The organism is Shewanella chilikensis (assembly GCF_037953065.1).
Taxonomy (GTDB): Bacteria; Pseudomonadota; Gammaproteobacteria; order Enterobacterales; family Shewanellaceae; genus Shewanella; species Shewanella chilikensis.
In genome coordinates this window covers 1,743,682-1,767,416 of the sequence record NZ_CP149966.1, presented here as the reverse complement: position 1 = coordinate 1,767,416, position 23,735 = coordinate 1,743,682, and the positions used below count along the sequence as shown (strand labels likewise).

The window sequence follows — 23,735 nt, the reverse complement described above, 5'->3', positions numbered from 1 at the left end:
GGTATAGCAATTTCTGAAACAGCCAAGCTTGAAAAAGCCAGGCCAGAGACCGCCAGGCTCAACAGTAAAAGAGAATCAAGCCGCATCTGCCCTCCTGTCACTCTGCAGGCAACCATCACGCATGCGGATAACCCGCTGGGCGTAAGCGGCCACTTCCTCTTCGTGGGTCACCAGAATAATGGTTTGCCCTGCGGCATGCAGCTCGGTAAACAGCGCCATGATCTCAAGCGAAGTCTTGCTGTCCAGCGCCCCTGTGGGCTCATCGGCCAACAAAATGGCCGGGCGATTGACCAGGGAGCGAGCTATCGCCACCCGCTGACGCTGACCGCCCGAGAGTTGGTTGGGTCTGTGATCCAGTCGCTCTCCGAGCCCGACACGCCTCAGTAATTCTATGGCGTGGGTTTCATCGCCCTGCCCCTCAGGACTGTATCTCAGCGGCAGCATCACATTTTGCAGCGCCGTGAGTCTCGGCAAGAGGTGAAAACTCTGGAACACGAAACCTATCTGGCGGTTACGCACCGCAGACAAGGCATCATCATCCAGTTGTCCCACCTCTTCGCCATTGAGCAGGTAACTGCCACTGCTGGGTTTATCCAGGCAGCCTATGATATTCATCAGCGTCGACTTGCCTGAACCCGATGGCCCCATGATGGCCACAAATTCATTGGCTTGAATGTCGAAACTGACTTCATCGAGCGCACGCACACAGGCGTCGCCCATCTGATAGGTTTTGCAAAGTTGTTGAAGCTTTATCATTGCTCTTGGTGGGTATTGCGACCGGCGCTCAACCACTCCTTGTTATTGTCTGCAGCTTTGAACCTTGGATAAAGGCGCAAGTTCCCTATTTAATGCCAAATTCCAACGCCGGGCCGCAAGCTAATTGTAAGCTGACATTTCAGCGCCCGAGAACCAATGCTGTGATGCCTCAAACAGCTTGAGGCCGATGCAACGCCTCTTGGTGTAATTCGGGCCGGGCTCATGAATTCTTGCCTTGGAATCGGGCTTAGGGCCTGACTTATGGCCTGACTTATGGCATAGCCCCTATCCAGGCAAACAGGGCCGCGAGGCCGTAAAGCAGCGGCGGCAAGAAGCTCTGGCCACTTTTTTGCCCGCCAAGCAGTCTGTCATAGAGATGCCAGACCATCAAGAGCAGTAGGTTGAGAACAATAAAGAGTATTAAACCAAACACATAAGTTGCCGGCATCAGTTCAAATGCGCAGGCTATCAAGGTCAGAGCAGCCGTAAGCAAGAAGGGCGCAAAACTGAGATCCGCAAAGCAGTCTTGCTGTTCACGTCCGCTGGCGCGGCTATGGTTTTCCTGTACCCAAGCTGCCCCTTGCCGGTGTTCACGGGCTTTAGAGCGGATCCTGGGCCAGGACTCAATCGCAAGCGCGAGCAAGATGATAAAAGCGGCCAATAACAGACTCAAAAGCATAGTGCCTCCCCCTTGGACAAAGAGACAGGCTGCGGCCGCATTTTATTGCATCACATATTGGCCATTATCCAGTAGTCGAGGCGCTTTTGCGGCTCGGCCAAGATGGTTTTGCAGCTGTCTTTGTATTGGCTCATCAAACCAGCCAAACTCTTGCTGTTACCCATGGTTTCCAGCATTTCAGCACGGGCCGCAGCCACGCCTTTCTCGGCATCCTGCGCCGAACTGTACTGGGCAGCCAAAGCCTCAGCGTCCTTGGCGGATTGTTTCAGCCTGTCTCCAACGGCGGCCATCTGCGGTGCATTCATTGCCCCTATGGCTTCAGAACTTATTTGATAATAGGCGGCGCATTGCTGCAACTCGGCGCTAAAGGCCTCTTCGGCGGGGCCGGCGAACACATTGGCACTGGAAAACAAGCCGATAGCGACAAAGACAGACAAAGCAGTTTTATGGGACATCTTGGTGATCCTCTTGATATCAATGAAGGCAAGCTACTTTAGTGCCTGATGAATTTCAAGGTTTTAGGGTCAGACTGTAGTGGAAAAATTCATTGTCCCGGACAAAACCAATGGACTCATAGAGCGCCTGCGCCCTAACGTTATTACGCTGGGTTTCGAGGATCAATTCATCAATGCCCTGTGCTTTGGCGTAATTCAGCGCGGCATCGAGCAGCGCACGACCTATGCCGACACACCTGGCATGTTGAGTGACATAGATATCATTGAGGATCAGCAGCGGCGCCGCCTGCAGCGAAGAAAAGCCGGGATAGAGCTGCACAAAACCCAAGGCCTGGTTTTGCTCATCCGGCAGATAAAAGATCACGGATTCATCCCGCTTAAGCCTTTGGCTGATAAAGCTTAACGCCAGTTCGGGCTGGCTGGGATATCCATAAAACCGGCGATACTCATCAAACAGCGGTGAGATAATCTCGGCGTCCTGTGACTGTGCCCGAATAACTTGCTTTAGCATGAATGATTTCCCTTCGATTCAATAATGTCCTAAATGGTGCTCACTCACTGTGCGAGTTCGGCATGGTACTGATCACTGTAAAATGCCAGCCTGTCCTTGAGGCCTTGTTTCACTTCAGGCCATTCGCTGTCAATGATGGAGTAAACCACTGTATCCCTGACACTGCCGTCCTTGAGCAGCCTGTGATTTCGCAAGATACCATCTTGCTTGGCTCCCAGACGGGTGATGGCTTCCCGTGAAGCCTGGTTGTGAAAATGGGTTCTGAACTCCACCGCCATCACATCCAGGGTCTCGAAGGCGTACTCCAGCAGCAACAGTTTGGTTTCGGTATTGATGGCGCTGCGCTGCACACTCTTGGCATACCAGGTATATCCAATCTCCAGCCGGCGGTTGGCCTGATCCCAGTTGCAAATGCGGGTACAACCGACAATTGCACCGCTATCGCGGCTACGTACTGCAAAGGCCAAGGCCTCACCGCGCTGCTCACTTTCCAAAGCCTGCTGGATATACTCTTTCATCTCATCCGGATGCGGCACGCTGGTGTACCACAAGCGCCACAACTCACCATCGGCGACTGCCAACGACAGCGCCGGCAGATGATCCTGACTCAAAGGTTCGAGGATCACATGTTCTCCGGTCAAGCATGCTTCCAGTCCCATGATTTGCCTCCCTAATAATGCAAGATGATGATTTAACGCTTGTTTAAATACCAGACTAACATGAATAAATCATTAAACCAGAGAAATGTTAACAAACAGTTTCTTTCAAAACGATTGTAAAAAACAAAGCCAGTGATAACAGCAGGTCAGTTCAAAGGGGACAGCAATAAATTGAAATGCGAAGGGGGAAATAGCTAACAGCGGAGAAAGCGCATGACCCAAATGAAGCGCGAAATTAGCATAGTGATGCCCAAGCCTCCCTTGACTATGTCACACACGGAGAGACTTGGGCATAAACGGGCAACCTTGTTAACGCAGGATCATCTGCGCCCGCTCCGGGCCGACAGAGATCATTTTCACCGGCACGCCCATCAACTCTTCAACCCGCTGTACGTACTTTTGTGCTGCCAGTGGCAGGCTCTCAAAGGTGCGGCAAGCCGTGATGTCTTCACTCCAACCTTCCATCTGCTCGTAAACCGGCGCCAAGGCAGAAGTTTGTGGCCAAATCGGGTTTTCGCTGTGTTCGCCCTGATAATCGATGCAGATTTTCAGATCCTGCATCCCACTCAAACAATCCAGTTTAGTGAGCGCCACTTCTGTGGCCGCCTGCAGCTCGACACCATTACGGGTGGCCACGGCATCAAAATAGCCCATATCACGAGGGCGCCCGGTTACCGCGCCGTACTCATTGGCAGCTTCGCGGAAGTTATCCTGCTCTTCCATGGCGGTTATCAAGGTGCCGGTTCCCACTGATGAGCTGAAGGACTTGGCTACGGCAATCACTCGCTCGGGGCGTAGTGCCGGTAAACCACTGCCAAGACCAGCATAAGCTGCGGTCACATTGGAAGATGTGGTCCAAGGGTATTCACCGTAAACCAGGTCACGACCCGCGCCCAACTGGGCTTCAAACAGCAGATTTTCATCTTTTGCCTGCAGCGCTTTCAGCGGCTCGCTCACGTTGCAGATGGCATCACGCCAAGGAGCGGACACTTCCAACAACCAGGCAGTCATCTCTTCTGCGGTTTGCGAAAATTCAAAGGAGGGATACAGCGCCTTGAGCTGCGGCAGTTTCCAGTCCAGCATAAACTGGATACGTTCACGCAGTACTTCAGGCTGCTTCAACCAACCCACCAGAATGCCTTTTTTCATTACCCGGTCACCGTAAGCCGGGGCAATGCCCTGGCGGGTAGAACCGTAAGCGCCGTCACCAAGACGCTCCTCTTCCAGAGTATCTTCAATGGCGTGGATTGGCAGGCACAGAGTCGCCCGATCGGAAATGCACAGATTGACATTGACGCCGGCGGCTTTCACCTCGGCAATCTCTTCGGAAAGTGGCGCCGGGCTTATCACCATGCCGGGGCCCAATACTGCCAAGCAACTTGGATTGAATACGCCGCTAGGCAGTTGATGCAGTTTGAATGTCCCAAAGTCATTCACAACTGTGTGGCCGGCATTGTTGCCGCCCTGAAAACGTATGCTCGCCGCCGCGCTATCTGCCAGATAGTCCACGATACGGCCTTTACCTTCATCACCCCAGTTTGCACCAACTACAACGATAGACGACATTTCCAGTTCTCCTAAACAAAAACCTGTCTATCCTATGACCACGGCAAAAATAAGAAAAATTAATAATCATTATTGGCTTGATAAGAAATCCATATCGGGATATTTTGCATCGGAATCGAAGATAGCGGGCAATTGTCGTGACCAAGGCCATGATTAAGGCCATGACTAAGACCAAGGCCAAGCCGCCAACCATAAAGCGCCTGCCCTAACGCTTAAAAAGTACCGCTTAAAAAACTCGCAAAGAGGCTGTTATGCTCGAACTCCACTGGCTTAAAACCTTTGTCACCCTGGCCCGCCTGGAACACTTCGGCAAGGCGGCCAATGAACTGCATATGACTCAACCCAATGTCAGCTTACATATCAAACAGTTGGAGCAAACCACCCGAGTAAAGCTGATTGAGCGGAATCCATTTCGGCTGACCCAAGCCGGTGAGCGCTTGCTAAAGAGTGCACACAACACCCTGATGGAGCTGCAAAGTTGCCAGGCCGATCTCAATGCCATCAATGATCTGTGCCAGGGCACCATGACCATAGCCGCCAGCGATATTATTTCCAGATGGCTGCTGATAGGTCCATTTCAGTCGTTCAAAGCCGAATTCCCCGGCATTGACCTGACACTGCTGAACACCACCTCCTCGCAAGCGGCAGACCTGGTAAAAAGCGCCAAGGCCGATCTTGGCTTTGTGATGGCACAAAAAGAGAGTCAACCGCTGCATTTTACCGAGCTAAAACAAGTGAAATGGTACGCCTTGGGCAATGATCTCAAGGCCTGGCAAAGAGGAAAAGTCTCCAGCCCGCAGGAAGCACCGACCTTAATACTACTGGGACACGACACCCGCACCCGGGATCTGATTGACCCGGCACTACCTGAGCTCAAACTGTCGGAATACCGCATCATGGAAGTGGGCAGCGTGGATGCCCAAATAGATTGGGCCGAAGCCGGTTTCGGTATCGCTATAGTGCCGGACTTCGCCCTGCATCCCAAACTCAACCTGCAGTCCTGCATGACGCCACTACCCAGCTTCCCTTCCGCCAGCCTGGGTTACATAGTGCGCCAGAACCAGGTGCTATCCAAAGCCATCAAGAAACTGCTCCATTGGGTAGATGAAGAGATTCTGCGCTCACCGAGTGTTAGCTGAAGCTACTGCATAAGCCTGCTGCCCCTGAACTAAGCTTGTGCTCAAAAATACCGCCCAGAGGCAACATGCCAGTAGTGTTATTTATGGCAGTTCATAACTACCGGCAACCCGAAACCAACCGGCTATGCTGGCGCGATCTTTATGGGTTGGCAGTACTTCATGGGGGAAACGCTCGCTCAGGAAAATCACCAGAGTGCCCATTCTCGGCGGGATCTGCTCAAGCAGAACATCGTTTTCTTCATAGAGCATCAGCTCGCCGCCATCCCCCTGTTGCCAGTCGGGATTCAGGAAGAAGACCGTGGTCAAGATCCGGTTGCGACTACCCCGCAGCGCGTCCAGGTGTTTACGGTAAAAAGTACCAGGGCGGTAAAAGGCGTAATGGCTTTCATAATCGAATAGCCCCATAAACAGGCGCCGGTTAAGCCCATGACGCAAGCAGGCCATGTATTCCAAATAGTCGGCATCCGGCTGTTGTTGTTCATTCAACCAGCGGATCCTGTCTGAACGTATCTCCTGTTCGCGCACGCGCTCATTACCACGGCCGATTTCAGCCCAGCGAAAGCTCTCTACCGGCGAGTGGTTAACCTTATCCAGCAATGCGTTACTCAATGTCTCCGGCAGCACATCCTCAAGCACTATGTATCCCTTGTCCGTAAGTGCATCGGCAATCCTGTCCAATAGTTCATCGTTTAACAGCGAAACCAAATGGGTATCCTCTCTGAAATGCAGCGGCTGTTGTTGCCTATTTATTGACAAAGCCACAACCTAAAAAGCCCCCACTTGAATAAAGCAGGGGCCGATTCTGATAGCAGCGGATACTAGAGCATTCGATTTGGGCTGACAATCAAAATAAAACTTTTAATTCATATGGTTACAACACTAAGTATCTATTCTCAAAGCGGTTCTTCAAGCTAAACAAGGTGCAAATTCAAGCGCTTGAGTTATGGCTTGAATCCATTGATGGGAAAAATCAGCTCGCGCCTGTTGGGAAGTTAATTATCTTCTATACTCTCAAACAGGATTATGACTGTAAAACAGTGAATTATGGGATCAGAACGTCAACCAACGCGTCAGTTCTATGTTCGTGCCGCTATCATAGCCGCCGAACTGGAAAAGACTCAGGGCCACTGCAAAGAGATTAATATTATCGCCAGCAATGCCCAGGCGGCATCGATTCGCGCCGGCAGCATGGCGCTGGGCTTTAAGGCGCTGACCCACTCCATCGACGAACTGGCGCATTTCACCACCCACTCAGCCGCGAGAATCAATCATCTGGCACAGACCATCAGCCGCCTGACCAGCGAGCAGACCCGAGTCCGCAAGGCGATGCAGCAATTTGCCCGCGCCAGGGAGAAAGCCCGTAAAGCCCGTTATGGCGACAGTATCACGCCGGCGCTGGAGAAGAACAGCCAACACTTTACGGCCCTTGAGCAACAGTGCAAACGCCTGAGCCTGGATATTGAATTGCAACTGGAAGAGCTCTGCCAGCAGCTGAAAACCGCCAAAGTGCTGGCCTCGCTGTGCCGCATCGAAGCCTGCCGGATAAAACCCGCCGACCAGGCCACTTTCAACCATGTTGCCAACCGGGTCGATGCTGCTGCCGGCGCGATCCGCACTCAGGTAGATAAGGCGATTCAATTACTTGAACAATAAGGGAGTACAGGGATGAAGAGCCAACTCTTGTTGGAAACCCATAGCCACAAATGGATCTATTTTGGCCGGGATCCGGACAAACCCGACGGCATCATAGACACCAATCAATATATGTTGGTCACTGCCGAGCAGGCTCTGCTGATGGACCCGGGGGGCATAGAGCTATTTGCCCCCATGCTGGCCAATGTGGTTTGTCACATCCCCATAGAGCAGCTCACCCATCTATTCGCCTCCCATCAGGATCCCGATATCATCTCCTCCCTGGGGTTGTGGGATCAGACTCTGGAGCGGGCCCAGCTGCACGCGCCCTGGATTTGGGAAGGTTTCATCCGCCATTTCGGAATGGAGCATATTCAATACCAGGCCATTAAAGATCAAGGCGACAAGCTGACGCTCGATGGCGTAGAGGTGCAGTTTATCCCGGCGCATTATCTGCACGCTTCTGGCAATTTTCATGTCTACGACCCTATCGGCAAAGTGCTGATGTCGGGCGATATAGGTGCGGCACTGGAAGACGCGGATGCCGGGCTGTTTGTCGATGACTTTGGCCGTCACACCGAGAAGATGCGCTTTTTCCATCAAAGATGGATGCCCTCCAACCGCGCCAAGCAGGACTGGATAGCCAGAATAAGAGAGCTGGAGCTGGACTATTTATGTCCGCAGCACGGGCGGATATTCAGGGGCGAACAGATACCTGAGTTTCTCGACTGGTTCGAGCGCCTGGAGGTGGGGGTTGCGGTAGGCAACTGAGTACAATAGCTTGATGCCATGAGCTTAGCCCATGGCAAGCTTTCCGCCATTGAGTGTCCGGCAGCTATCAGAGATAGCGGGCAAAGGCGCTGCCCTCTTTGGTGGCTTTGAGCGGCGCTTCAACCACAGGGGTGCCCAGATAGAGAAAGCCCACTATCTGATCACTGCCATCGAGCCCCAGTGCCGTGTTGACCGTAGAGTCAAAGGCAAAGGCGCCAGTGCGCCATATTCCGCCAAGCCCCAGGGCAAATGCGGCCTGCTGCATCGCCATTACGGCGCAGCCGGCTGCCAATTGCTGCTCCAGCTCAGGCACCTTGGGATGATCTTTGGTCTTGGCAACCACAGTGATTACCATAGGCGCTCTGAGCGGCAAACCGGCAGCCTTGTTGATAAAGCCCTCGTCGGCACCATCTGCTGTGGCGGCTGCAACAAAAATATCTGCCAGGCGATTGAGCCCTTCACCGGTAGCAATAATAAACTCCCAGGGCGCCAGGCCACCGTGATCCGGTACTCTGGCCGCGGCATCCAGGATAATTTTCAGTTGCGCTTCATTCGGCGCCGGAGCCTGCAGTCGTGGACATGATTGTCGGGTAAGAAGAAGAGTAAGTGCGTCCAATGCGCGATCCTCAGCTGAGATATCAATGACTTCACAGGATACCAAATCCGCCCCGGATCGCCAGAGGCAATAAGCCGGGACGAGTTGTTTTAAGCAACAATCAGCCGAGATTAACGGTTTTGGGTAGCCATTTACGGCCAATAAAATAGTCCACACTGGTGTAACGACCGCCGCCCATAAACAGCAATACCAACAGCATAATGAAATAGGTGATCGCAAACTCAATGCCGTTGTTGAGGATCACCAGGTTACCCGAACTGGTAAGCCAGTCGTAATTGCCGTGCTGCTGCAATATCCCCTTGGCCCGCTCAAGCTTCTCAACCGAAGCCATCACCCTGTCGTTTGCGAGCCAGGATGAGGGATCGGCAATCGCCAGCCAGCCATTGGACCAGTGCACACTGAAGGCCGCCACCAACATGGTAATACTCATGGGGATAGCCACCAGCCGTGTGGCCAACCCGAGCAGAAGCAACAAGCCACCAAAAAATTCGGTCCCGGCCGCCAGCGCCACCATCACTTCAGGCATGGGCAAGCCCAGCCCCCAATCCGGATTACCGAACCAGGCCGCTGTGTCGCTGAAGTGGCTGAGTTTATTGTAACCGGCCTGCACCAGCACCGGCGCCAGATAGAGCCGCAATGCCAACGGTGCCAGGCCATCGAAGTGTCGCAGTGATTTGAAAAATGCCGCATAGGTTTGAATGATGGCTTGCATGAAAACCTCCTTATTCGGGGAGTATTCCTGTCATGCTGCAGTTGACCCGGCAATAAGCGATTTTATTTCAGTCTTTACTTTAGAAAGGTGCCAACAAGCCCCATGCCTGCTCTGCGTCCGCTTAAGGGCCTGGATGCAAGGCATGTTTTTCCGGGCAAATGGCCCAATGCCCCTTCTACAGACCAAAGACCCGCTTTACGACCCCATAAGCTCAGGGCTATACCTGACTCAGTTCATCCAGATCGTCAATCAAGTTGCCCAGCTTACGCTTGAAGTGTTTTTGCTGGCGCTCACTCAGGCTCTGGTGCAGTTGCAACAACAGCATGCCGAAGTTTTCCGTGTTCTGCGCCAATTTCTGCTTGTGCACATCTGACTTGAGCTCATCGGGCGATGTCATCAGCAGCCGCAAGCGCTGCGCCAACAAGTCAGAATCACTGCGTTGCAGCAAGGCTTGTTTGAACTGCCGGAGCCACTCGTGACGATACTCGAGCCACATATCCAGGGTCGCCAGTCGGCGGCTATTGTGTTCATGGATCAGGGCCTTTTGCTGCTCACTCAAACGCCCCAGCCAATCGGCAAACAGCTCCTCCAGCCGTTCATCCGCATCTTCAATCAGTTGTTCCTGGTTTTTGTCCTTGTATTCATCCACCAGCTCCTGCTCATCGGCCTCCAGTTTGGCTATCACCTGGGCGACCTGCTTGTCACTCAAAGAAGCGATAAGGGGCAAAAGATCGTCAAACACCTGGGCAAACAGCCGAAACCAGTGATCTCTTGCCATATCCACATGATGGCGCCAACTCTGTGGCGTTAAAGTGCCATCGGCAAGCTCGGTTTGCAGCGTTTTTAACTGGGCACTGTATCTGGGTAACTCCTGGCTGCGATGCCAGGCGAGAAAAGGGTCGAGAATGGCGTCAAACGCCTGCTCCTGTTGCCGGTCGAGAGTGACATAATCTTCCAGCTGCCACTCTATGGCCCAATCGAGGAAATAATAGCTGACCTTGGTGGAGCAGGCACTGAGCGCAATAAGCAGCGCCAGGGCAATAACAATGCGTTTCATCCATTAAATACTTTAAGTTGGCTAAGGCCAGGCGACAGCTTCCCTGCCTGACTCATTGATGCTTTACAAGATGCCAGAAGTCATCAAACCAGTCGAGATAAGACTGCTGCTGATTGTCCCAGGCCATCTGCAAGGCCCAGCAGCAGGCAAACAGCCAGTAGACATCGACGGCTGCAGCCACCGCCAGGTGAGCATCGCCGGTTAAATGCGGATGCTGCTCAAGATAGTGATAGATGAGCCACTGTTGCCCCTCGGCGCTCAGTTGATGGGATGACAGCACCCCGGCCAACTCAAACAGCGGGTGGGAAGCGCAGGCATATTCAAAATCGACGCACTTGAGTCCATCCTCGGCCAGCAACAGGTTATGAGGATTGAGATCCCTGTGACAATACTGAGGCCTCAGCAGACAGGCCTCCAGCCGAGTGCTGCACTGCTCGAATAACCCTTGGGCCGAGTGAAGTTGCATGAGCCGCTGTTGCCAGCTTGAAGGCTGCCCCCGGCTCAGAGCCATATCATCGAGCCGCTCCAGATAGATGCGCCACTGCTCGGCAACACTGATTTCGAGCTTGGGGGCCGGCAAGCCCCTCAGCCCCAGCAGCAACTCCAGCAGTAAGGCCTGAGGTGATTTGCCTTGCCTGGCTCCCAATACAGCGCCTGAGCCAAATTCATGTTTAGGCTCATGTTTGCGTTCAGGCAGGCCAGAGAGGTTCTTTGAGTTTGCATAGGCTTTTTGAGCCGCGCTTGCGATCTCGGCCGCGCCTTTGGATGCGAGTAACTGCTGCCAGTTGGCTTGCGGCGCTTGTTCGATAAAGCGGCTCAGATATAACCCCTTGTCAGCGCTGACCCAAATCAGCCCTGGTGCCAGGTTCGCCTTCTCGGCAACCCGCCAACATGCCAGTTCGTTGTTTCTGTCGCAGATACGGTCTGAACCCGGGGAGTTGACTCTCAGCACCATTGACTCGCTACCGGCCTGCAAGAGCCAGTTTTGGTTGCTTAGCCCAAGAGTGAGCGGCTTGGCCCCTTCAAGCGGCCACAACTGTAGCCGTTCAAGAGCGGCATTGAGCTCACAGCTCAAACCTTCACCCAGACTGGCTTCAAGTGCTGTCAGCGGTTTGCCTTTCATGCCGCGCCGCTTTCAAGCAGTGAGGAGTCGCGACCGCGGGACTCCTTAGCTCTGGCGCGCCAGATAAAGTATCCGGCTACCGCCATCCCCACGTAGAGCACAAACAAGAGTGAGGTCAACATCAAGCCCTTGCTTAAATAGAGATAGATGGACACCAGATCGATAACCACCCAATAGAGCCAGTTTTCCAGCACTTTGCGCGCCACCAGAAAAGTCGTCATCACAGCAAAACAGCTGGTTGCCGCATCCAGGTAGGGAAAGGCTGCCTGAGTGAAAGTCGCCATCATATGACCGACAAACAGAGACACCAACCCAGTCAACAAAATCAGCACCAGGTGCCGCTGCCAGGGCCAGGAGGTCACAGCCACTCCTTGATGGTTTTCCCCACCCCGGCGCCAGAGCCAGTATCCGTACAACGCCATCGCCATGTAATAGACGTTGAGCACTGACTCCATCAGCAGCGCGACTTTCCAGAACAGCACAGTGTAGATGGCAGTGCTGGCAAAGGCTGCCGCCCAACACCAGATATTGGCTTTCATGGCCAGCAGCAGATAGGCCAAGGCCAATACCACGGCTACCGCTTCCCAAGCGCCCATTCCCTGGGCCTGAGAGCCGGCCTCGGCGAGCCAGTGCCAGAATTCACTCATGGGTTATTCCCTGTGGCCCAAGTTCAGCTCACCGCCGATAAATTTACAGACAAACACCGCCTTGCCAAATTTCTCGTGCGCTGCCTGCATCTCAGTGGCCAGCATGGCCATCACCTCGGCATAATCACCGCACACCTGTGTCGCCATGGCATTGGTGGTTCTCTCTATGTTGGCATAAGTGTCCAGGCGCTTGATAAACCATTGAATAGGCTCCAGATACTCATCGTGGAGCGGATACATGCTGATTTCGGCAGTTAACTTCATTTTACATCTCCTGTAATAAACCGGGGCACTGCTACACGCCCCGGCCGACAACGGCTTATGCCATCAGATAAATTTGACGTTGAAGGTCACACCAATCTGGCGTGGGTCCCCGTAGCGGATATATTGCTTCTCGGCCCAGTCCTGATCCGGCTCATTGCCGAAGTAGAAACCGCGCACGCCGTATTTTTCATCGAACAGGTTGCGGCCCCAGAGGTAAACCGACCACTTGTCGGTCTCATATCCCAGCTTGGCGTTGACCACCTGATAGTCTTCAGATCGGGAATCATTGCTGTCTGAGTAGTAGAACGCACTCTTGCCACTGCTGTTGAGGTTGGCAAACCAGCCCATGTCATTGCGCCAGGTCATGCCGAGACTATAGGTCCATCTCGGCGAGTGGGCCAGTTCCCGGCCACTGAGATCCACAGGGTTGCCATATTTATCCTGATACAGGTAATCACCGTATTCTGTCTGCAGATACCCAAGGCTGGTGTAGAACTGCAGTGAATCTGTGGGATACCAGTTGGCTTCCAGCTCGGCGCCATAGTTATTGGAGCTGCCGGCGTTTTCGGTGAACAGAATAAAGCGCTGGGGATCGACAGGATCCTGCAGCGAGGCCGCTACCTGCTGATCTTCCCTGTCCATAAAGAACAGTGCCAGACGAGTATCCAGCAAGCCATCGGCCCAGCTGGATTTCAGCCCCAGTTCATAGTTGTAGAGGATTTCGGTATCGAACTCTTTCTTGTCGGCCAGCTCCTGGGGCAGCGTCATATTGAAACCACCAGCCTTGTAGCCCCTGGCTATCCGAACATAGGCTTCATGGTGTTCAGCCAGTGCCTTGGACAGGGCAATATGGCCACCCCACATGTTTTCCGATGGGCTAAAGGCATCACCATTGCTGTCGCTGTAGTCACTCTCACGTCGCTCAATACGAGCACCGATAGACAGGCTGTAGCCCGCCCCCAGATCTGAGTCCAACTGGGCAAACACCGCATAGTTACTGGCGCTGTAGCGGGAAGTCAACACTTCATCCGGCCAGCTGTTGTATTCAGAGTAGAGATCATTGTCCTCATCGAGATCCATAAAATAGAGCCCGGCCAGCCAGTCTGTGCTGCCGCCGAAAATCCGCCCGGCCTCGTTAGAGCTGAATCTGAACTCCTGTGACAGAGTGCGCCGCTCGCCGCGTTTATCCCAGGTGTAATCGTACTCACAGGGTGCGCCGCCGCACTCTTTCCCGGCCCAGTAATCCGGGTTGGCCCAGTCACCGTCGTAACCGTGGTGATGATCTGTTGCGGCATAGCTTGACAGGGACACCAGCTCAAAAGCCTCAAAGCCGGTATAGCTCAGCTTGAGACTGGATCCCGTGGTGCGCTGCTTGTCGACGCCCGGCGCATCGGTAATGGTATCGAAGCCGTTATTGTCCAAAGTCCAGGCATCATAACCATTGTCAAAATCGGCATGCAGTAGAGTGAAGTCCGCCTGCAATTTGTCGGTGGCGTACCAGCGCAGCTTGATACGGCCGCTGAATTCATCACGCTCATTGGTATCGTCACGGCCCAGATACAGGTTGTCGCGATAACCGTTCTGCTTGTGTTGCTGCAGCGCCACACGATAGAGCAGCTTGCCGGAATCAGTCACTGGGCCGGAGCTGAAGCCGCTAAAGGTTTGCAGATTATCATTACCGAGCGAGACTTCGGCGCCGTGCTCGAACACGTCTGTGGGGTCATTGCTCTTGAGATAGATAAGACCGGCCAGAGCATTGGCGCCATAGCGGGTGCCCTGGGGGCCGCGCAGCACTTCAAACTGCTGCAGGTCGTACAGGCTGGAAACGCTGCCCAGCCCGGAGAGATCGATATCATCGATAATAAAGCCCACAGAGGAGTTGGGCGCGCCCTGGTATTGCTCCTGCTCACCTACGCCGCGGATCTGGAAGTATCTTGGTCGGGAGCTGGCACCTGACCAGTTGAAGTTGGCCACATTACCCAACATGTCTTCGAAATGCTCGGCGCCTTGATCTTCAATGCGCTGCTCATCGATAACAGTCACGCTGGAGGGCATCTTCTCCAGCGTCAGGCCACGAAAGTCGCCGCTGACGACTATCACTTCCATGGCTTGTTGCTCATCTTGATTTTCAACGCCTGGATTATCGGCGGCATGAACGGGTGCCCACAGCAGCATCTGAATGGTGCTGGCAAGCAGAGTAGGTACGGTAAACTTGGACATAGGACCTCAAATATTCACAGTTTGAGATCCGGCAATAAGAAAGCGAGTTGAAAGTGCACGAATTGTGGCCCATTCCTACGCCGGTACTAGCCGGATCAGGTTCTAAGGGTTCGTCATACGACATCTCAGTCAACCGCAATGCGGTAAACACCCCTTGGCGCGGGCCAGTATACACGAGTTACCAACAAAAGTGAGCCAGGTTGCCAAATTGTACCTGAGGGCATAAAAAAACCGCCCACTCCAATACTCCCGAGTGTTGAGCATTCAACGGGAATAATGGCTCGGGCGGCAGTGGTGCCGAGGTTGCAACTTTTAGTTTGAAAAGGCCTCGCGCACATAGATCTCAAAACGGCTGGCGGTCGGATTCGGCGCCACGGCGCTCACCTGCAACTGCTGTTTACCATGCAGCTTAACCGACTTCCAGGACACGCCTTCATCATCCAGGGTATAGCCGCTGGCATCATACCAGGTGAATTTGTATTGAATGCGCATATCGGTAGCGACTTTGCTGCTGATGGTGGCTGTGCCTCTGAGCAAGCCGCCCTCGCCTCTGGCCATAAGATCACCGACACTTACAGAGCGGGCAAAGCTGCTATTGTCGATACGGCTTTCACCGGTCGAGCTGGCATACACCCCGGCCGTATGGTTGGCGCAGCCTGCCAGAGCCAGCAGGGTTGCTGCTATTACCAAGACTTTTTTCATCTGCCAATCCCTTATTCTCAATCAATCAAAAAGTGTGCCCGGGCGGTTGCAATCAACTGCTTGCGGTTGGTTTGCCAGCAGTCGATATTGACATTGGCCACTCGCCGTCCCTGACGGGTAATTCGGCACTCGGCGAAGCTGTCCTTATGATAACCGGCACGTAAATAGTCGATGGAAAAATCAACTACCTTGGGCACCTTACTGGTTTGCATAAACACCATAAGCTGGATGATGGCCGACATCTCCATAAACCCGGCTATCACCCCGCCGTGAATGGCCGGCAGTACCGGGTTACCTATGTTGTCATCTTTGGCCGGCAGACGAAACACCAGTTCATCGCCAAACCTTTCAACCAACATGCCAATAAAGCGGGCGTAGGGCACATGCTCAAGCAAGTGACTGAAATCATTGGTTTCTGTCACTTTTGCAACTATGCTTTTTACATCCAGAGATGCCTTGGGATCTGTCATTTCGTCTCCTCACCCATCAGTGCCTTGCGGAAAGTATCCCCTATCATTTCAGGGCTTATCCGCATAAAGGAGCCAACCGCATGGGCGATGGGGTCGTCTATGCTGTCCTGATAGGCAATGGCCCGGGTGAACGCTACGCTGGATGACAACTTATAACACTCGGCAAAACCATACACCGGCTTGTGGGGCTCGGCGGGCTTCATATAGTCCACCCGCAGATCCAAAGTCGGCGAGATCTCCAGCGAACCATATTTGTCCTTGATGGCACAAACCACGGCGCAGCCACTGGCAGTATCCATCAAAGTAGTGATAACCCCACCATGAATAACCCCGGTTTCAGGGTAACCCACCAGCTCGGTGCTGTAAGGCAATTCTATCAGTACATGGTGCTCACTGGCCTCATGCACCTTGAGCCCGAGGCGGCGGCACTGGGCCAACTGGTTGACGAAACGGGTAGCCAGGGTCGTCAGCGGGAAAAACTCCGGATTGACTTTCATGACGCTGAACTCACCATAGGCCCCAAGGCTTTACCGCCAAGCAGATGCATGTGGATGTGGAACACTTCCTGGCCGCCATGTTCATTACAGTTGATGATTAAACGATAACCGTCCTCGGCGATCCCGGCCTCGGTGGCCAGCTTGGCGGCCACAGTCACCATACGGCCTATGGCCTGCTCGTCAGAGGCCTTGGCGTCATTGACCGTGGGGATCAGATGATTGGGCACTATCAGCACGTGGGTGGGCGCCTTGGGATTGATGTCCCGAAAGGCGGTTACCAGTTCGTCCTGATACAGTATGTCCGTGGGAATTTCACGGCGGATAATTTTGCTGAATATGGTTTCTTCGGCCATTTTGCCACTCCGGTGTGTCGGTTCAGGCTCGGCCCAAGGGCCAAACCTCTGTGTTCTTGGCAGTATAATACCATTCGGCCCGGAGATGTAATCGGCCACGGCGATTTGAACCCCAAGCTATTTAAAACTCGGCAAGTAATTGCCGCAGCCTGGCTTTTTTGGCAGCATTGTCGCCATGCTCAGCCGGATAGCACCCAATTTGGCTCCCGGCACTCGCCAACGATTCACACGGATATCAGATGATCAGTTATCAGATTTGCCCCATAGATCCCCACGCTCACCTGTTCGAGGTCAAAATCACCATTCAGGCACCAGCCCCAAGACAAGAACTTTGGTTGCCATCCTGGATCCCGGGCAGCTACATGGTTCGCGATTTTTGTCGCAATATCATAGATCTTAAAGCCTTTGATGAGCAGGAGCGTCCGCTCAGCATTACTCAGCTCGACAAACAGCGCTGGCAGATAGATTCCAATGCCGAGTCGCTGCATCTGCGCTACTCGGTTTATGCCTGGGATATGTCGGTGCGCAGCGCCCACCTGGATCAGACCCACGGCTTTTTCAACGGCAGCAGCGTCTTTTTGGCGGTGGCCGGCAAAGAGCTTGAGCCGCTGGAGCTGGAAATTCAGCCTCCCAAAGAGGAAGCCAACTGGCAGCTGGCAACAACCCTGAGTCGAACCGAAGGTGAAGAGTGGCAGTTCGGCCGTTTCAGCGCCGCCAACTATGATGAGCTTATCGACCATCCAGTGGAGATGGGCACCTTTACCCACGGCAGCTTTGAAGCCTGTGGCGTGCGCCATGATGTGATACTGACCGGGCGTCACCGCTGCCACATGCCCAGGCTGCTTGACGATCTCAAGGCTATTTGCGAAAGCCAGATCCGCCTCTTCGGTGAAGCGCCGTTTGAGCGCTACCTGTTTATGACCCAGGTATTGGGCAATGGCTTTGGAGGACTGGAACACAGAGCCTCCACCGCCCTGCACTGCTCCCGTAAGGATCTGCCGCTGAGTATTGAGATGCCGGTCAACAAGGATTACCGCACTTATCTGTCGCTCTGCAGTCACGAATACTTCCACAGCTGGAACGTCAAACGCATTAAGCCTGCCAGCTTTATTCCCTATGCGCTGGAGGCTGAGAGCTACACCCGTCAGCTGTGGGCTTATGAAGGTATCACTTCCTACTATGATGACCTGATGACACTCAGAGCCAACAGGATTTCCAATGAGCAATATCTGGAGATGTTATCCCAGACCATGACCCGGGTGTATCGCATGCCGGGCAGGCAGTTGCAGAGCCTGACAGATTCGAGCTTCAATGCCTGGACCAAGTTCTACAAACAGGATGAAAACGCCGCCAACGCCATCGTCAGCTATTACACCAAGGGAGCTTTGTTTGCCCTGTATCTGGACTTGACTCTGAGACTGGAAACCCAGGGAAAATACACACTGGATAACCTGATGCAAAAGCTGTGGCAGGCCTTTGGCAGCCAGGGGATAGGCACTGAAGATGACTCTCATCGCCGCCTTTATGAGGAGCTGCTTGGCCGGGATGCCAGCGCAGAATTTGCCTTTCTGGATAATACCCAAGAGTTGCCACTGGCGCCCCTGCTGGCGCAATTCGGAATCGAGATGCAGCTTCGCAGTGCCCAAGGCGCTCAGGATCAGGGCGGTGGGGATGTTGAAGGGCAAAAAATCGGCTTTGGAGCCCGCTACAAGGCTGAAGCCCTGGGGTTAAGGATTGTGAGTGTGACCAACGGCAGCGCGGCTCACAGCGCCGGGCTCGCGCCTCAGGACCTGTTGATTGCCGCCAATGGTTTGCAGGTCGGCGCTCTGTTTGAAAATGAACTGCAGCAATATGAGCCCGGCGATAGTCTGGAGCTGCACTTCTTCCGCCGTGATGAACTGATGACAGGCCAACTGCCTATCAACCCGGCGGCAATAGATACTGTGTCACTCAAGCTCACCGATCCAGCCAAAGCCAAGGCCTGGCTGGGTTAAGAGCCTTGACTCTCGGCCACATCGGCCATCAAGTGACGCTGGGCCCAGGCCATCACCTGGGCTCGATTGTTTACATTCAGTTTGCCAAACATCCGATAAAGATGGGTCTTGACCGTACTCTCACTGACATACAGGGAAGTGGCAATCTGTTGATTACTGAGCCCGGCCAGTAGCGCCTGCAGCATCTCCCGCTCCCTGAAAGTCAGCACATCGCCACTGAGCTCGCCCTTGGCCAGCCGAGATTGCAACTCAAAAGGAATATCGCAGCCACCCTTCTGCACAATATCCAGGCCACGGCCTAACTGTGCCAAGCTCGCCTCGGGATAGAAAACCGCCTTGACCACAGACGGCAACAACAGGCATTCATACTCCACCCTTTTGGGATAATGCAGTAACACCACTTTGCAACTGCGGCTCTTGGCGGCCTGTTTAAGGATTTTATAGCCCAAGGCCGACTCCACTGTAGCCAAATCCAGCAGCATGTCGACATCGGCTCTCAAGGCATCAGCGTGCCATCGCTCGGGGGAGAAACAGGACAAGCGCACCAGAAACTCCTGCGGCCAACGGCTATCCATCAGCTCGGTCAACAGAGCAGATCTGGCCCCCCCTGCCAATGCATCACATTGAACCTAGGCTGCCCTCAGCTAAAAACTCGAAACCTACATAGCCGGAACATGCGTATCAAAATAGACAACTGCTTGAAATGGAAGCACAGATCTCTACCAAAAACTCAAAATGAATAAGAGTTAACTGAACAAGCGCCGCTACAGACGTTAACATAAAGGGGTAAAACAGATCTGGGGGATCAAATATGCAAACAAATACTGCGGGCGAAGTGCGCCTGTCTCGCTATAAGGCCTGGGATCTTCCTACTCGCCTTTTTCATTGGATAAACCTGCTTTTGGTGCTGCTGATGATGACCATCGGCGGGGTAATGATGTTCAAATCTGACTTCGGGATCAGTGGTCTCGACGCCAAAATCGGCCTGAAGACACTGCACGTCTGGATAGGTTATGCCTTTGCCATCAACCTGGCATTCAGATTACTGTGGGGATTATTCGGCCCTATCAAAGCCCGTCTTGGTAAACTACTCCCCAAAAAAGGGGAATTGGCAGGCTATCGTGCAGCACTCAAGAAAGGCGAAAACCCACAATATCTCGGCCATAATCCGGCGGGCAAACTGGCGGTCATCGCTCTGTTTGGTCTGCTGACCCTGATTATGGTGACAGGTTTGGTGCGAGCCGGTACTGACATCTTCTATCCACCGCTGGGCGGCATGGTTCAGGAATATATCGCCGCCGATGGTGTTGAGCCTGCCAGCCTCAAACCCTATGATGACACAGGCGTTAATCCAGACAAAGCTGCAGCGATTAAGGGCGCCAAGGGCTTGGCAGGGAAAGTACATGTCTACAGCGTATATCTGTTGCTTCTCTTGATATTGCTGCACATAGTTGCAGTGATCCACGCCGAGCGTAAGCGTCAGCCCGGTATTATTTCTGCTATGTTTTCAGGCAATAAATATCTGCCAACAACGCCGGTGGATAAAGACTGACAGAGATCTTGGCTCACCATACAGGGCTCGAGATAAGCGCAAGCCAGAAACAATAACGCCGGCATCAAGCCGGCGTTGTCATTCGTGCGATATGCGCTTACTTCAGAGTGCTTTCCGAAGTACGACCATCATCGTGGCAGCTATCGCAGGTAGGCTTCTGACCTACATTCATGTCGTGGGGAGCGTGGCAGTCAGCACACATCAAAGCACCATCGTGTGGCTTGTGTACCGCGTCCATTTCTGCCAGCGAACCGTGACAGCTCTGACACTGTTCAAATTCATAGGCGCCGTCAGCTGAAGGTGAACCATCGGCATGACAGCTTTCACAGCCACCCATATCCGCGTGGAAATCTGACAGCTTCTGATCTTCTGCAAAAGCAGATGGTGACATGGCCAGTGCGGCCAAACCGGCACCGAACAACACACTCAAGAGTTTCTTGCTCACAATAATATCCTCCGATGATGACAGTCGAGCAAAGGTTCTTATGTCAGGTATGACCTTTGTCTCACTATCAGTAAATAGCACGACTTGGATTAACTTAGCCAAGCTTTTGCCAATTGGCAAACTAATTCTGAGTCGCCGCCACTTTAACAACTTGCGCAAAAGCAAAATGTGCGCTGAATCATGTAACCATCGGTTAATTACGGAATTTTACATTTCATTTACCTATAAACATCTGTATCAATAAGCGTTTCAAGCGCATAAAAAAGGAGACCAACAGGTCTCCTTTAGAGAAAGTATTGCTAAATTATCCGCGGTTTCTCAGCGCTTCGATACGCTTTTCAAGCGGTGGGTGACTCATAAAAAGTTCAGTCATTGAACGCTTACCGTTGATACCGAAGGCCGACATATTGGCCGGCATGGCGCCGGTTTCCGGCCCGGTGCGCAGACGTTCAAGGGCTGCAATCATCTTGTTCTTACCGGCAAGGCGAGCGGCACCTTCGTCGGCGCGGAACTCACGAATGCGCGAGAAGTATGCCACCACAATGGATGCCAGAATACCAAACAGCATATCCAGCACAAATACCACAGCCATGTAAGCGATAGTGCCCAGGCCTTCACCCTCTTCATCGTTGCTGGCAACAAAGTTATTGACGATACCGGCAACCACGCGGGCGGCGAAGATAACAAAGGTGTTCACCACGCCCTGGATCAGGGTCAGTGTCACCATGTCACCGTTAGCCACGTGGCTGACTTCGTGCGCCAGTACGGCTTCCACTTCATCGGCGCTCATACCGTAAAGCAAACCTGTACTCACGGCGACCAGAGAGTTGTTTTTACTTGGGCCTGTAGCAAAGGCGTTCAGTTCAGGCGATTGGTAGATGGCCACTTCCGGCATCTTAATCCCGGCCTGCTGCGCCTGACGGGCTACGGTCTCGAGCAACCAACGCTCTGTGTTGTCACGGGGCTGAGTGATCACCTCACAGCCCATGGTTTTCTTGGCCATCCATTTGGAAATCGCCAAGCTGATAAAGGCGCCACCGAAACCGAAGATCGCCGCAAACACCAGCAAGCCACCCATGGTTTGAGTATTGACACCCAAAATAGACATGACAATCGATGCCACCAGCAGGATGGCAAGGTTAGTCAAAATCAATAGAAATACACGCTTCATATCAGCTCCTGTAAGGTACCCTTGTACCGGAATTGCGTCATTGCAGACATAATATGTCCACCTGGCGGGAATTCAAGAGGAAAAAGGTAAATTATTGTTTAGCTTTCCTGCCCAAACGCCCCGGCTACGCAGAGGAAGCAGTCTAGGTAGACTTGATTAAATCAAACTTAATCAATTGCCAAGTGCGGCTTTTTAACGCGACCAAAAACAGCTGTGGCGATTGTTGAGTATAAAGGCTTTTTGTTACCATCAAACAACGCAAATCAATCAGAAGGACAGCGACGATTATGACAATAAATACTCTGCTGCTCAGCAGCTCCCGCGCTGGCGACACCCCCTACCTGGAACATGCCCTGCCCTATATTAAGCCCATGGCAGAAAAAGCCCGCAAGTGGATATTTATCCCTTACGCCGGTGTCAGCATGAGCTACGACAACTATCTGGAAGCCGTGGTTAATGGCCTGGCTCCATTGAGGCTGGATATCTCCTCTATTCATCAACATGGCGACCCCAAGCAAGCCATTCGCGATGCTGACGGCATTCTGGTTGGCGGTGGCAACACCTTCCACCTATTGCATGAATTGTACCGCTACGATCTGCTGCATCTGATCAAAGAGGAAGTCGCCGCTGGCAAACCTTATATCGGCTGGAGTGCAGGCTCAAATATTGCAGGCCTCAGCATACGTACCACCAATGATATGCCTATCATAGAGCCGCCGTCATTCAGTGCCCTTGGCCTGCTGCCACTGCAGATCAATCCGCATTACAGCAACTACAAGGCACCGGGTCACAATGGTGAAACCCGAGCCCAGCGTTTACTTGAGTTTACTTGTGTCGATCCCAAGACGCCGGTACTGGCCATCCAGGAAGGAAGCGCCCTGTTACTGCAGAACAATAAACTGAGTCTTTTGGGAGATAAGGAAGCTTATCTGTTCAGCGGTGTAGAGCAGGAGATCCCCGTGCCTGTAGGCAGTGATCTTTCCAATCTTTTGAGCTAAAAAACACTTGGCCCTACGGGGCCTTGCTGCTTGTTAACTCCAGAGCTCAACCATGTGGTTTAGCCAGCAGAGGGCTCAAATCCAGGTGCTGAGACATGGCCTCGGCACTGGGATGAGCCAGATGCGGCACCACTCCCAATAGCGGCGCCTGCATCAAGTCTTTAAGGCTGGCCAGGTTTTCATCGAAGCGACTCATATCGGCTTCGGCGCGGTTGGCGACCCAACCGGCGATTTCAAGTCCATCGGCGCAGATCACCTCCTGGGTCAACACCGCATGATTAAGACAGCCAAGCTTCATTCCGACCACCAGAATCACGGGCAGAGCCAGCCCCTGCACCGCTTCCGATAAGAAACGCCCCTCCCCCAAAGGCAAACGCCAACCACCGGCACCTTCTATCAGGCAGAAATCGGCCATGGCATATTGGGTAAAATCCAGTGCCGCCAGTACCGCCTCTGGGCTGATATCCAGGCCGAGATCGGCGGCAGCAATATGAGGGGCAATCGCCGGCTCAAAACTGAAAGGATTTACCTTGTCGTACTGCAGTTTCAGAGTGGATTCATCCATCAAGGCCAGGGCGTCCGGGTTTCTCAGCCCGTAAGGAGTGTTATGGCAACCCGAGGCCAAGGGTTTTACCCCCAAGGTTTTCAAGCCATGCTCGACTCGTGCCTTATGCAGCAGAGCGGCTCCGACCTGAGTCTTGCCACTGTCGGTATCTGTACCTGTTACAAAAAAAATCATCGCTGAA

The 23,735-nt window shown here is 53.2% G+C and carries 28 protein-coding genes and 1 riboswitch; of the genes, 6 read left to right on the top strand and 22 right to left on the bottom strand.

Features of this window, described 5'->3' with window-relative positions:
• Nucleotides 1-75: 75 nt before the first annotated feature.
• From WKR14_RS08165 to WKR14_RS08140, 6 genes are all read right to left on the bottom strand, one after another.
• Nucleotides 76-756: an ABC transporter ATP-binding protein gene (locus WKR14_RS08165; protein ID WP_025011211.1), complete on the bottom strand. Its 681-nt coding sequence runs from the start codon at nt 754-756 to the stop codon at nt 76-78.
• Nucleotides 757-1,027: 271 nt separating this feature from the next.
• The gene (locus tag WKR14_RS08160) at nt 1,028-1,435 is read right to left on the bottom strand and encodes a hypothetical protein (protein WP_224868262.1); all 408 of its coding nucleotides are present in this window, start codon (nt 1,433-1,435) and stop codon (nt 1,028-1,030) included.
• A 50-nt stretch (nt 1,436-1,485) separates the two neighbouring features.
• Nucleotides 1,486-1,890: a hypothetical protein gene (locus WKR14_RS08155; protein ID WP_165564891.1), complete on the bottom strand. Its 405-nt coding sequence runs from the start codon at nt 1,888-1,890 to the stop codon at nt 1,486-1,488.
• A gap of 55 nt (nt 1,891-1,945) precedes the next feature.
• Nucleotides 1,946-2,401, bottom strand: a complete 456-nt coding sequence (locus tag WKR14_RS08150) for a GNAT family N-acetyltransferase (RefSeq protein ID WP_101052983.1) — start codon at nt 2,399-2,401, stop codon at nt 1,946-1,948.
• 44 nt (nt 2,402-2,445) lie between these two features.
• Nucleotides 2,446-3,060 carry a GNAT family N-acetyltransferase gene (locus WKR14_RS08145; RefSeq protein ID WP_101052981.1) on the bottom strand — a complete coding sequence of 205 codons (615 nt, stop codon included), beginning with the start codon at nt 3,058-3,060 and terminating at the stop codon, nt 2,446-2,448.
• 309 nt (nt 3,061-3,369) lie between these two features.
• Nucleotides 3,370-4,626 (bottom strand): adenylosuccinate synthetase, encoded by a 1,257-nt coding sequence (locus WKR14_RS08140; protein ID WP_101052978.1) that lies wholly within the window; start codon nt 4,624-4,626, stop codon nt 3,370-3,372.
• Between the two features lie 251 nt (nt 4,627-4,877).
• Between WKR14_RS08140 and WKR14_RS08135 the strand changes: the two genes are divergently transcribed.
• A complete protein-coding gene (locus WKR14_RS08135) occupies nt 4,878-5,765 on the top strand; it encodes a LysR family transcriptional regulator (protein ID WP_101052976.1) in 888 nt (295 codons plus the stop codon).
• Nucleotides 5,766-5,846: 81 nt separating this feature from the next.
• Here the strand turns inward: WKR14_RS08135 and WKR14_RS08130 are convergent, their stop codons facing one another.
• The gene (locus WKR14_RS08130; RefSeq protein ID WP_101052974.1) at nt 5,847-6,470 is read right to left on the bottom strand and encodes a 2OG-Fe(II) oxygenase; all 624 of its coding nucleotides are present in this window, start codon (nt 6,468-6,470) and stop codon (nt 5,847-5,849) included.
• A gap of 339 nt (nt 6,471-6,809) precedes the next feature.
• On the opposite strand from WKR14_RS08130, the gene WKR14_RS08125 reads away from it, so the two are divergent.
• Together WKR14_RS08125 and WKR14_RS08120 are read left to right on the top strand one after the other, a co-directional pair.
• Nucleotides 6,810-7,418, top strand: a complete 609-nt coding sequence (locus WKR14_RS08125) for a chemotaxis protein (RefSeq protein ID WP_219014238.1) — start codon at nt 6,810-6,812, stop codon at nt 7,416-7,418.
• A gap of 12 nt (nt 7,419-7,430) precedes the next feature.
• Nucleotides 7,431-8,168, top strand: a complete 738-nt coding sequence (locus WKR14_RS08120; protein WP_101052970.1) for an MBL fold metallo-hydrolase — start codon at nt 7,431-7,433, stop codon at nt 8,166-8,168.
• 67 nt (nt 8,169-8,235) lie between these two features.
• On the opposite strand, the gene WKR14_RS08115 is transcribed toward WKR14_RS08120, so the two are convergent.
• The 11 genes from WKR14_RS08115 to hinT form a co-directional block, all read right to left on the bottom strand.
• Nucleotides 8,236-8,784, bottom strand: a complete 549-nt coding sequence (locus tag WKR14_RS08115) for an NAD(P)H nitroreductase (protein ID WP_101052968.1) — start codon at nt 8,782-8,784, stop codon at nt 8,236-8,238.
• Nucleotides 8,785-8,884: 100 nt separating this feature from the next.
• A complete protein-coding gene (locus WKR14_RS08110) occupies nt 8,885-9,496 on the bottom strand; it encodes a DoxX family protein (RefSeq protein ID WP_286996892.1) in 612 nt (203 codons plus the stop codon).
• Nucleotides 9,497-9,713: 217 nt separating this feature from the next.
• Nucleotides 9,714-10,553, bottom strand: a complete 840-nt coding sequence (locus WKR14_RS08105; protein ID WP_335921175.1) for a DUF6279 family lipoprotein — start codon at nt 10,551-10,553, stop codon at nt 9,714-9,716.
• A 52-nt stretch (nt 10,554-10,605) separates the two neighbouring features.
• A complete protein-coding gene (locus tag WKR14_RS08100; protein ID WP_335923016.1) occupies nt 10,606-11,676 on the bottom strand; it encodes a phosphotransferase in 1,071 nt (356 codons plus the stop codon).
• A complete protein-coding gene (gene pnuC / locus WKR14_RS08095; protein WP_335923017.1) occupies nt 11,673-12,323 on the bottom strand; it encodes a nicotinamide riboside transporter PnuC in 651 nt (216 codons plus the stop codon). The genes WKR14_RS08100 and pnuC overlap by 4 nt, the downstream gene beginning before the upstream one ends.
• A 3-nt stretch (nt 12,324-12,326) precedes the next feature.
• Nucleotides 12,327-12,587, bottom strand: coding sequence for a hypothetical protein (locus tag WKR14_RS08090; RefSeq protein ID WP_025887126.1), 261 nt, complete (start codon nt 12,585-12,587; stop codon nt 12,327-12,329).
• 63 nt (nt 12,588-12,650) lie between these two features.
• Nucleotides 12,651-14,807 (bottom strand): TonB-dependent receptor, encoded by a 2,157-nt coding sequence (locus tag WKR14_RS08085; RefSeq protein ID WP_335923018.1) that lies wholly within the window; start codon nt 14,805-14,807, stop codon nt 12,651-12,653.
• A 55-nt stretch (nt 14,808-14,862) separates the two neighbouring features.
• A riboswitch (TPP riboswitch) is annotated at nt 14,863-14,972 on the bottom strand.
• A 147-nt stretch (nt 14,973-15,119) separates the two neighbouring features.
• Nucleotides 15,120-15,509 carry a YcfL family protein gene (locus WKR14_RS08080; protein WP_093983145.1) on the bottom strand — a complete coding sequence of 130 codons (390 nt, stop codon included), beginning with the start codon at nt 15,507-15,509 and terminating at the stop codon, nt 15,120-15,122.
• A 17-nt stretch (nt 15,510-15,526) separates the two neighbouring features.
• Entirely contained in the window at nt 15,527-15,979 is a 453-nt protein-coding gene (locus WKR14_RS08075; protein ID WP_039032743.1) for a PaaI family thioesterase, read from the bottom strand.
• Complete coding sequence (locus WKR14_RS08070) at nt 15,976-16,476, bottom strand: PaaI family thioesterase (protein WP_028780462.1); 501 nt, start codon at nt 16,474-16,476, stop codon at nt 15,976-15,978. The genes WKR14_RS08075 and WKR14_RS08070 overlap by 4 nt, the downstream gene beginning before the upstream one ends.
• Complete coding sequence (gene hinT / locus WKR14_RS08065) at nt 16,473-16,829, bottom strand: purine nucleoside phosphoramidase (RefSeq protein WP_101052958.1); 357 nt, start codon at nt 16,827-16,829, stop codon at nt 16,473-16,475. The genes WKR14_RS08070 and hinT overlap by 4 nt, the downstream gene beginning before the upstream one ends.
• A gap of 239 nt (nt 16,830-17,068) precedes the next feature.
• On the opposite strand from hinT, the gene WKR14_RS08060 reads away from it, so the two are divergent.
• Nucleotides 17,069-18,823, top strand: coding sequence for a PDZ domain-containing protein (locus WKR14_RS08060; protein WP_339087610.1), 1,755 nt, complete (start codon nt 17,069-17,071; stop codon nt 18,821-18,823).
• On the opposite strand, the gene WKR14_RS08055 is transcribed toward WKR14_RS08060, so the two are convergent.
• Nucleotides 18,820-19,398, bottom strand: a complete 579-nt coding sequence (locus tag WKR14_RS08055) for a response regulator transcription factor (protein WP_339087609.1) — start codon at nt 19,396-19,398, stop codon at nt 18,820-18,822. The genes WKR14_RS08060 and WKR14_RS08055 overlap by 4 nt on opposite strands.
• Nucleotides 19,399-19,634: 236 nt before the next feature.
• Between WKR14_RS08055 and WKR14_RS08050 the strand changes: the two genes are divergently transcribed.
• The gene (locus WKR14_RS08050; RefSeq protein ID WP_101052954.1) at nt 19,635-20,375 is read left to right on the top strand and encodes a cytochrome b/b6 domain-containing protein; all 741 of its coding nucleotides are present in this window, start codon (nt 19,635-19,637) and stop codon (nt 20,373-20,375) included.
• Between the two features lie 97 nt (nt 20,376-20,472).
• On the opposite strand, the gene cctA is transcribed toward WKR14_RS08050, so the two are convergent.
• Both cctA and htpX read right to left on the bottom strand, forming a co-directional pair.
• Entirely contained in the window at nt 20,473-20,820 is a 348-nt protein-coding gene (gene cctA, locus WKR14_RS08045) for a tetraheme c-type cytochrome CctA (protein ID WP_039032738.1), read from the bottom strand.
• A 304-nt stretch (nt 20,821-21,124) separates the two neighbouring features.
• Nucleotides 21,125-21,991 (bottom strand): protease HtpX, encoded by an 867-nt coding sequence (gene htpX, locus WKR14_RS08040; RefSeq protein ID WP_039032737.1) that lies wholly within the window; start codon nt 21,989-21,991, stop codon nt 21,125-21,127.
• Nucleotides 21,992-22,278: 287 nt separating this feature from the next.
• On the opposite strand from htpX, the gene pepE reads away from it, so the two are divergent.
• Nucleotides 22,279-22,989: a dipeptidase PepE gene (pepE, locus tag WKR14_RS08035; protein ID WP_339087608.1), complete on the top strand. Its 711-nt coding sequence runs from the start codon at nt 22,279-22,281 to the stop codon at nt 22,987-22,989.
• Between the two features lie 46 nt (nt 22,990-23,035).
• On the opposite strand, the gene bioD is transcribed toward pepE, so the two are convergent.
• On the bottom strand, nt 23,036-23,725 hold the full coding sequence (bioD, locus tag WKR14_RS08030) for a dethiobiotin synthase (RefSeq protein WP_339087737.1): 690 nt from the start codon (nt 23,723-23,725) through the stop codon (nt 23,036-23,038).
• Between the last annotated feature and the right edge of the window lie 10 nt (nt 23,726-23,735).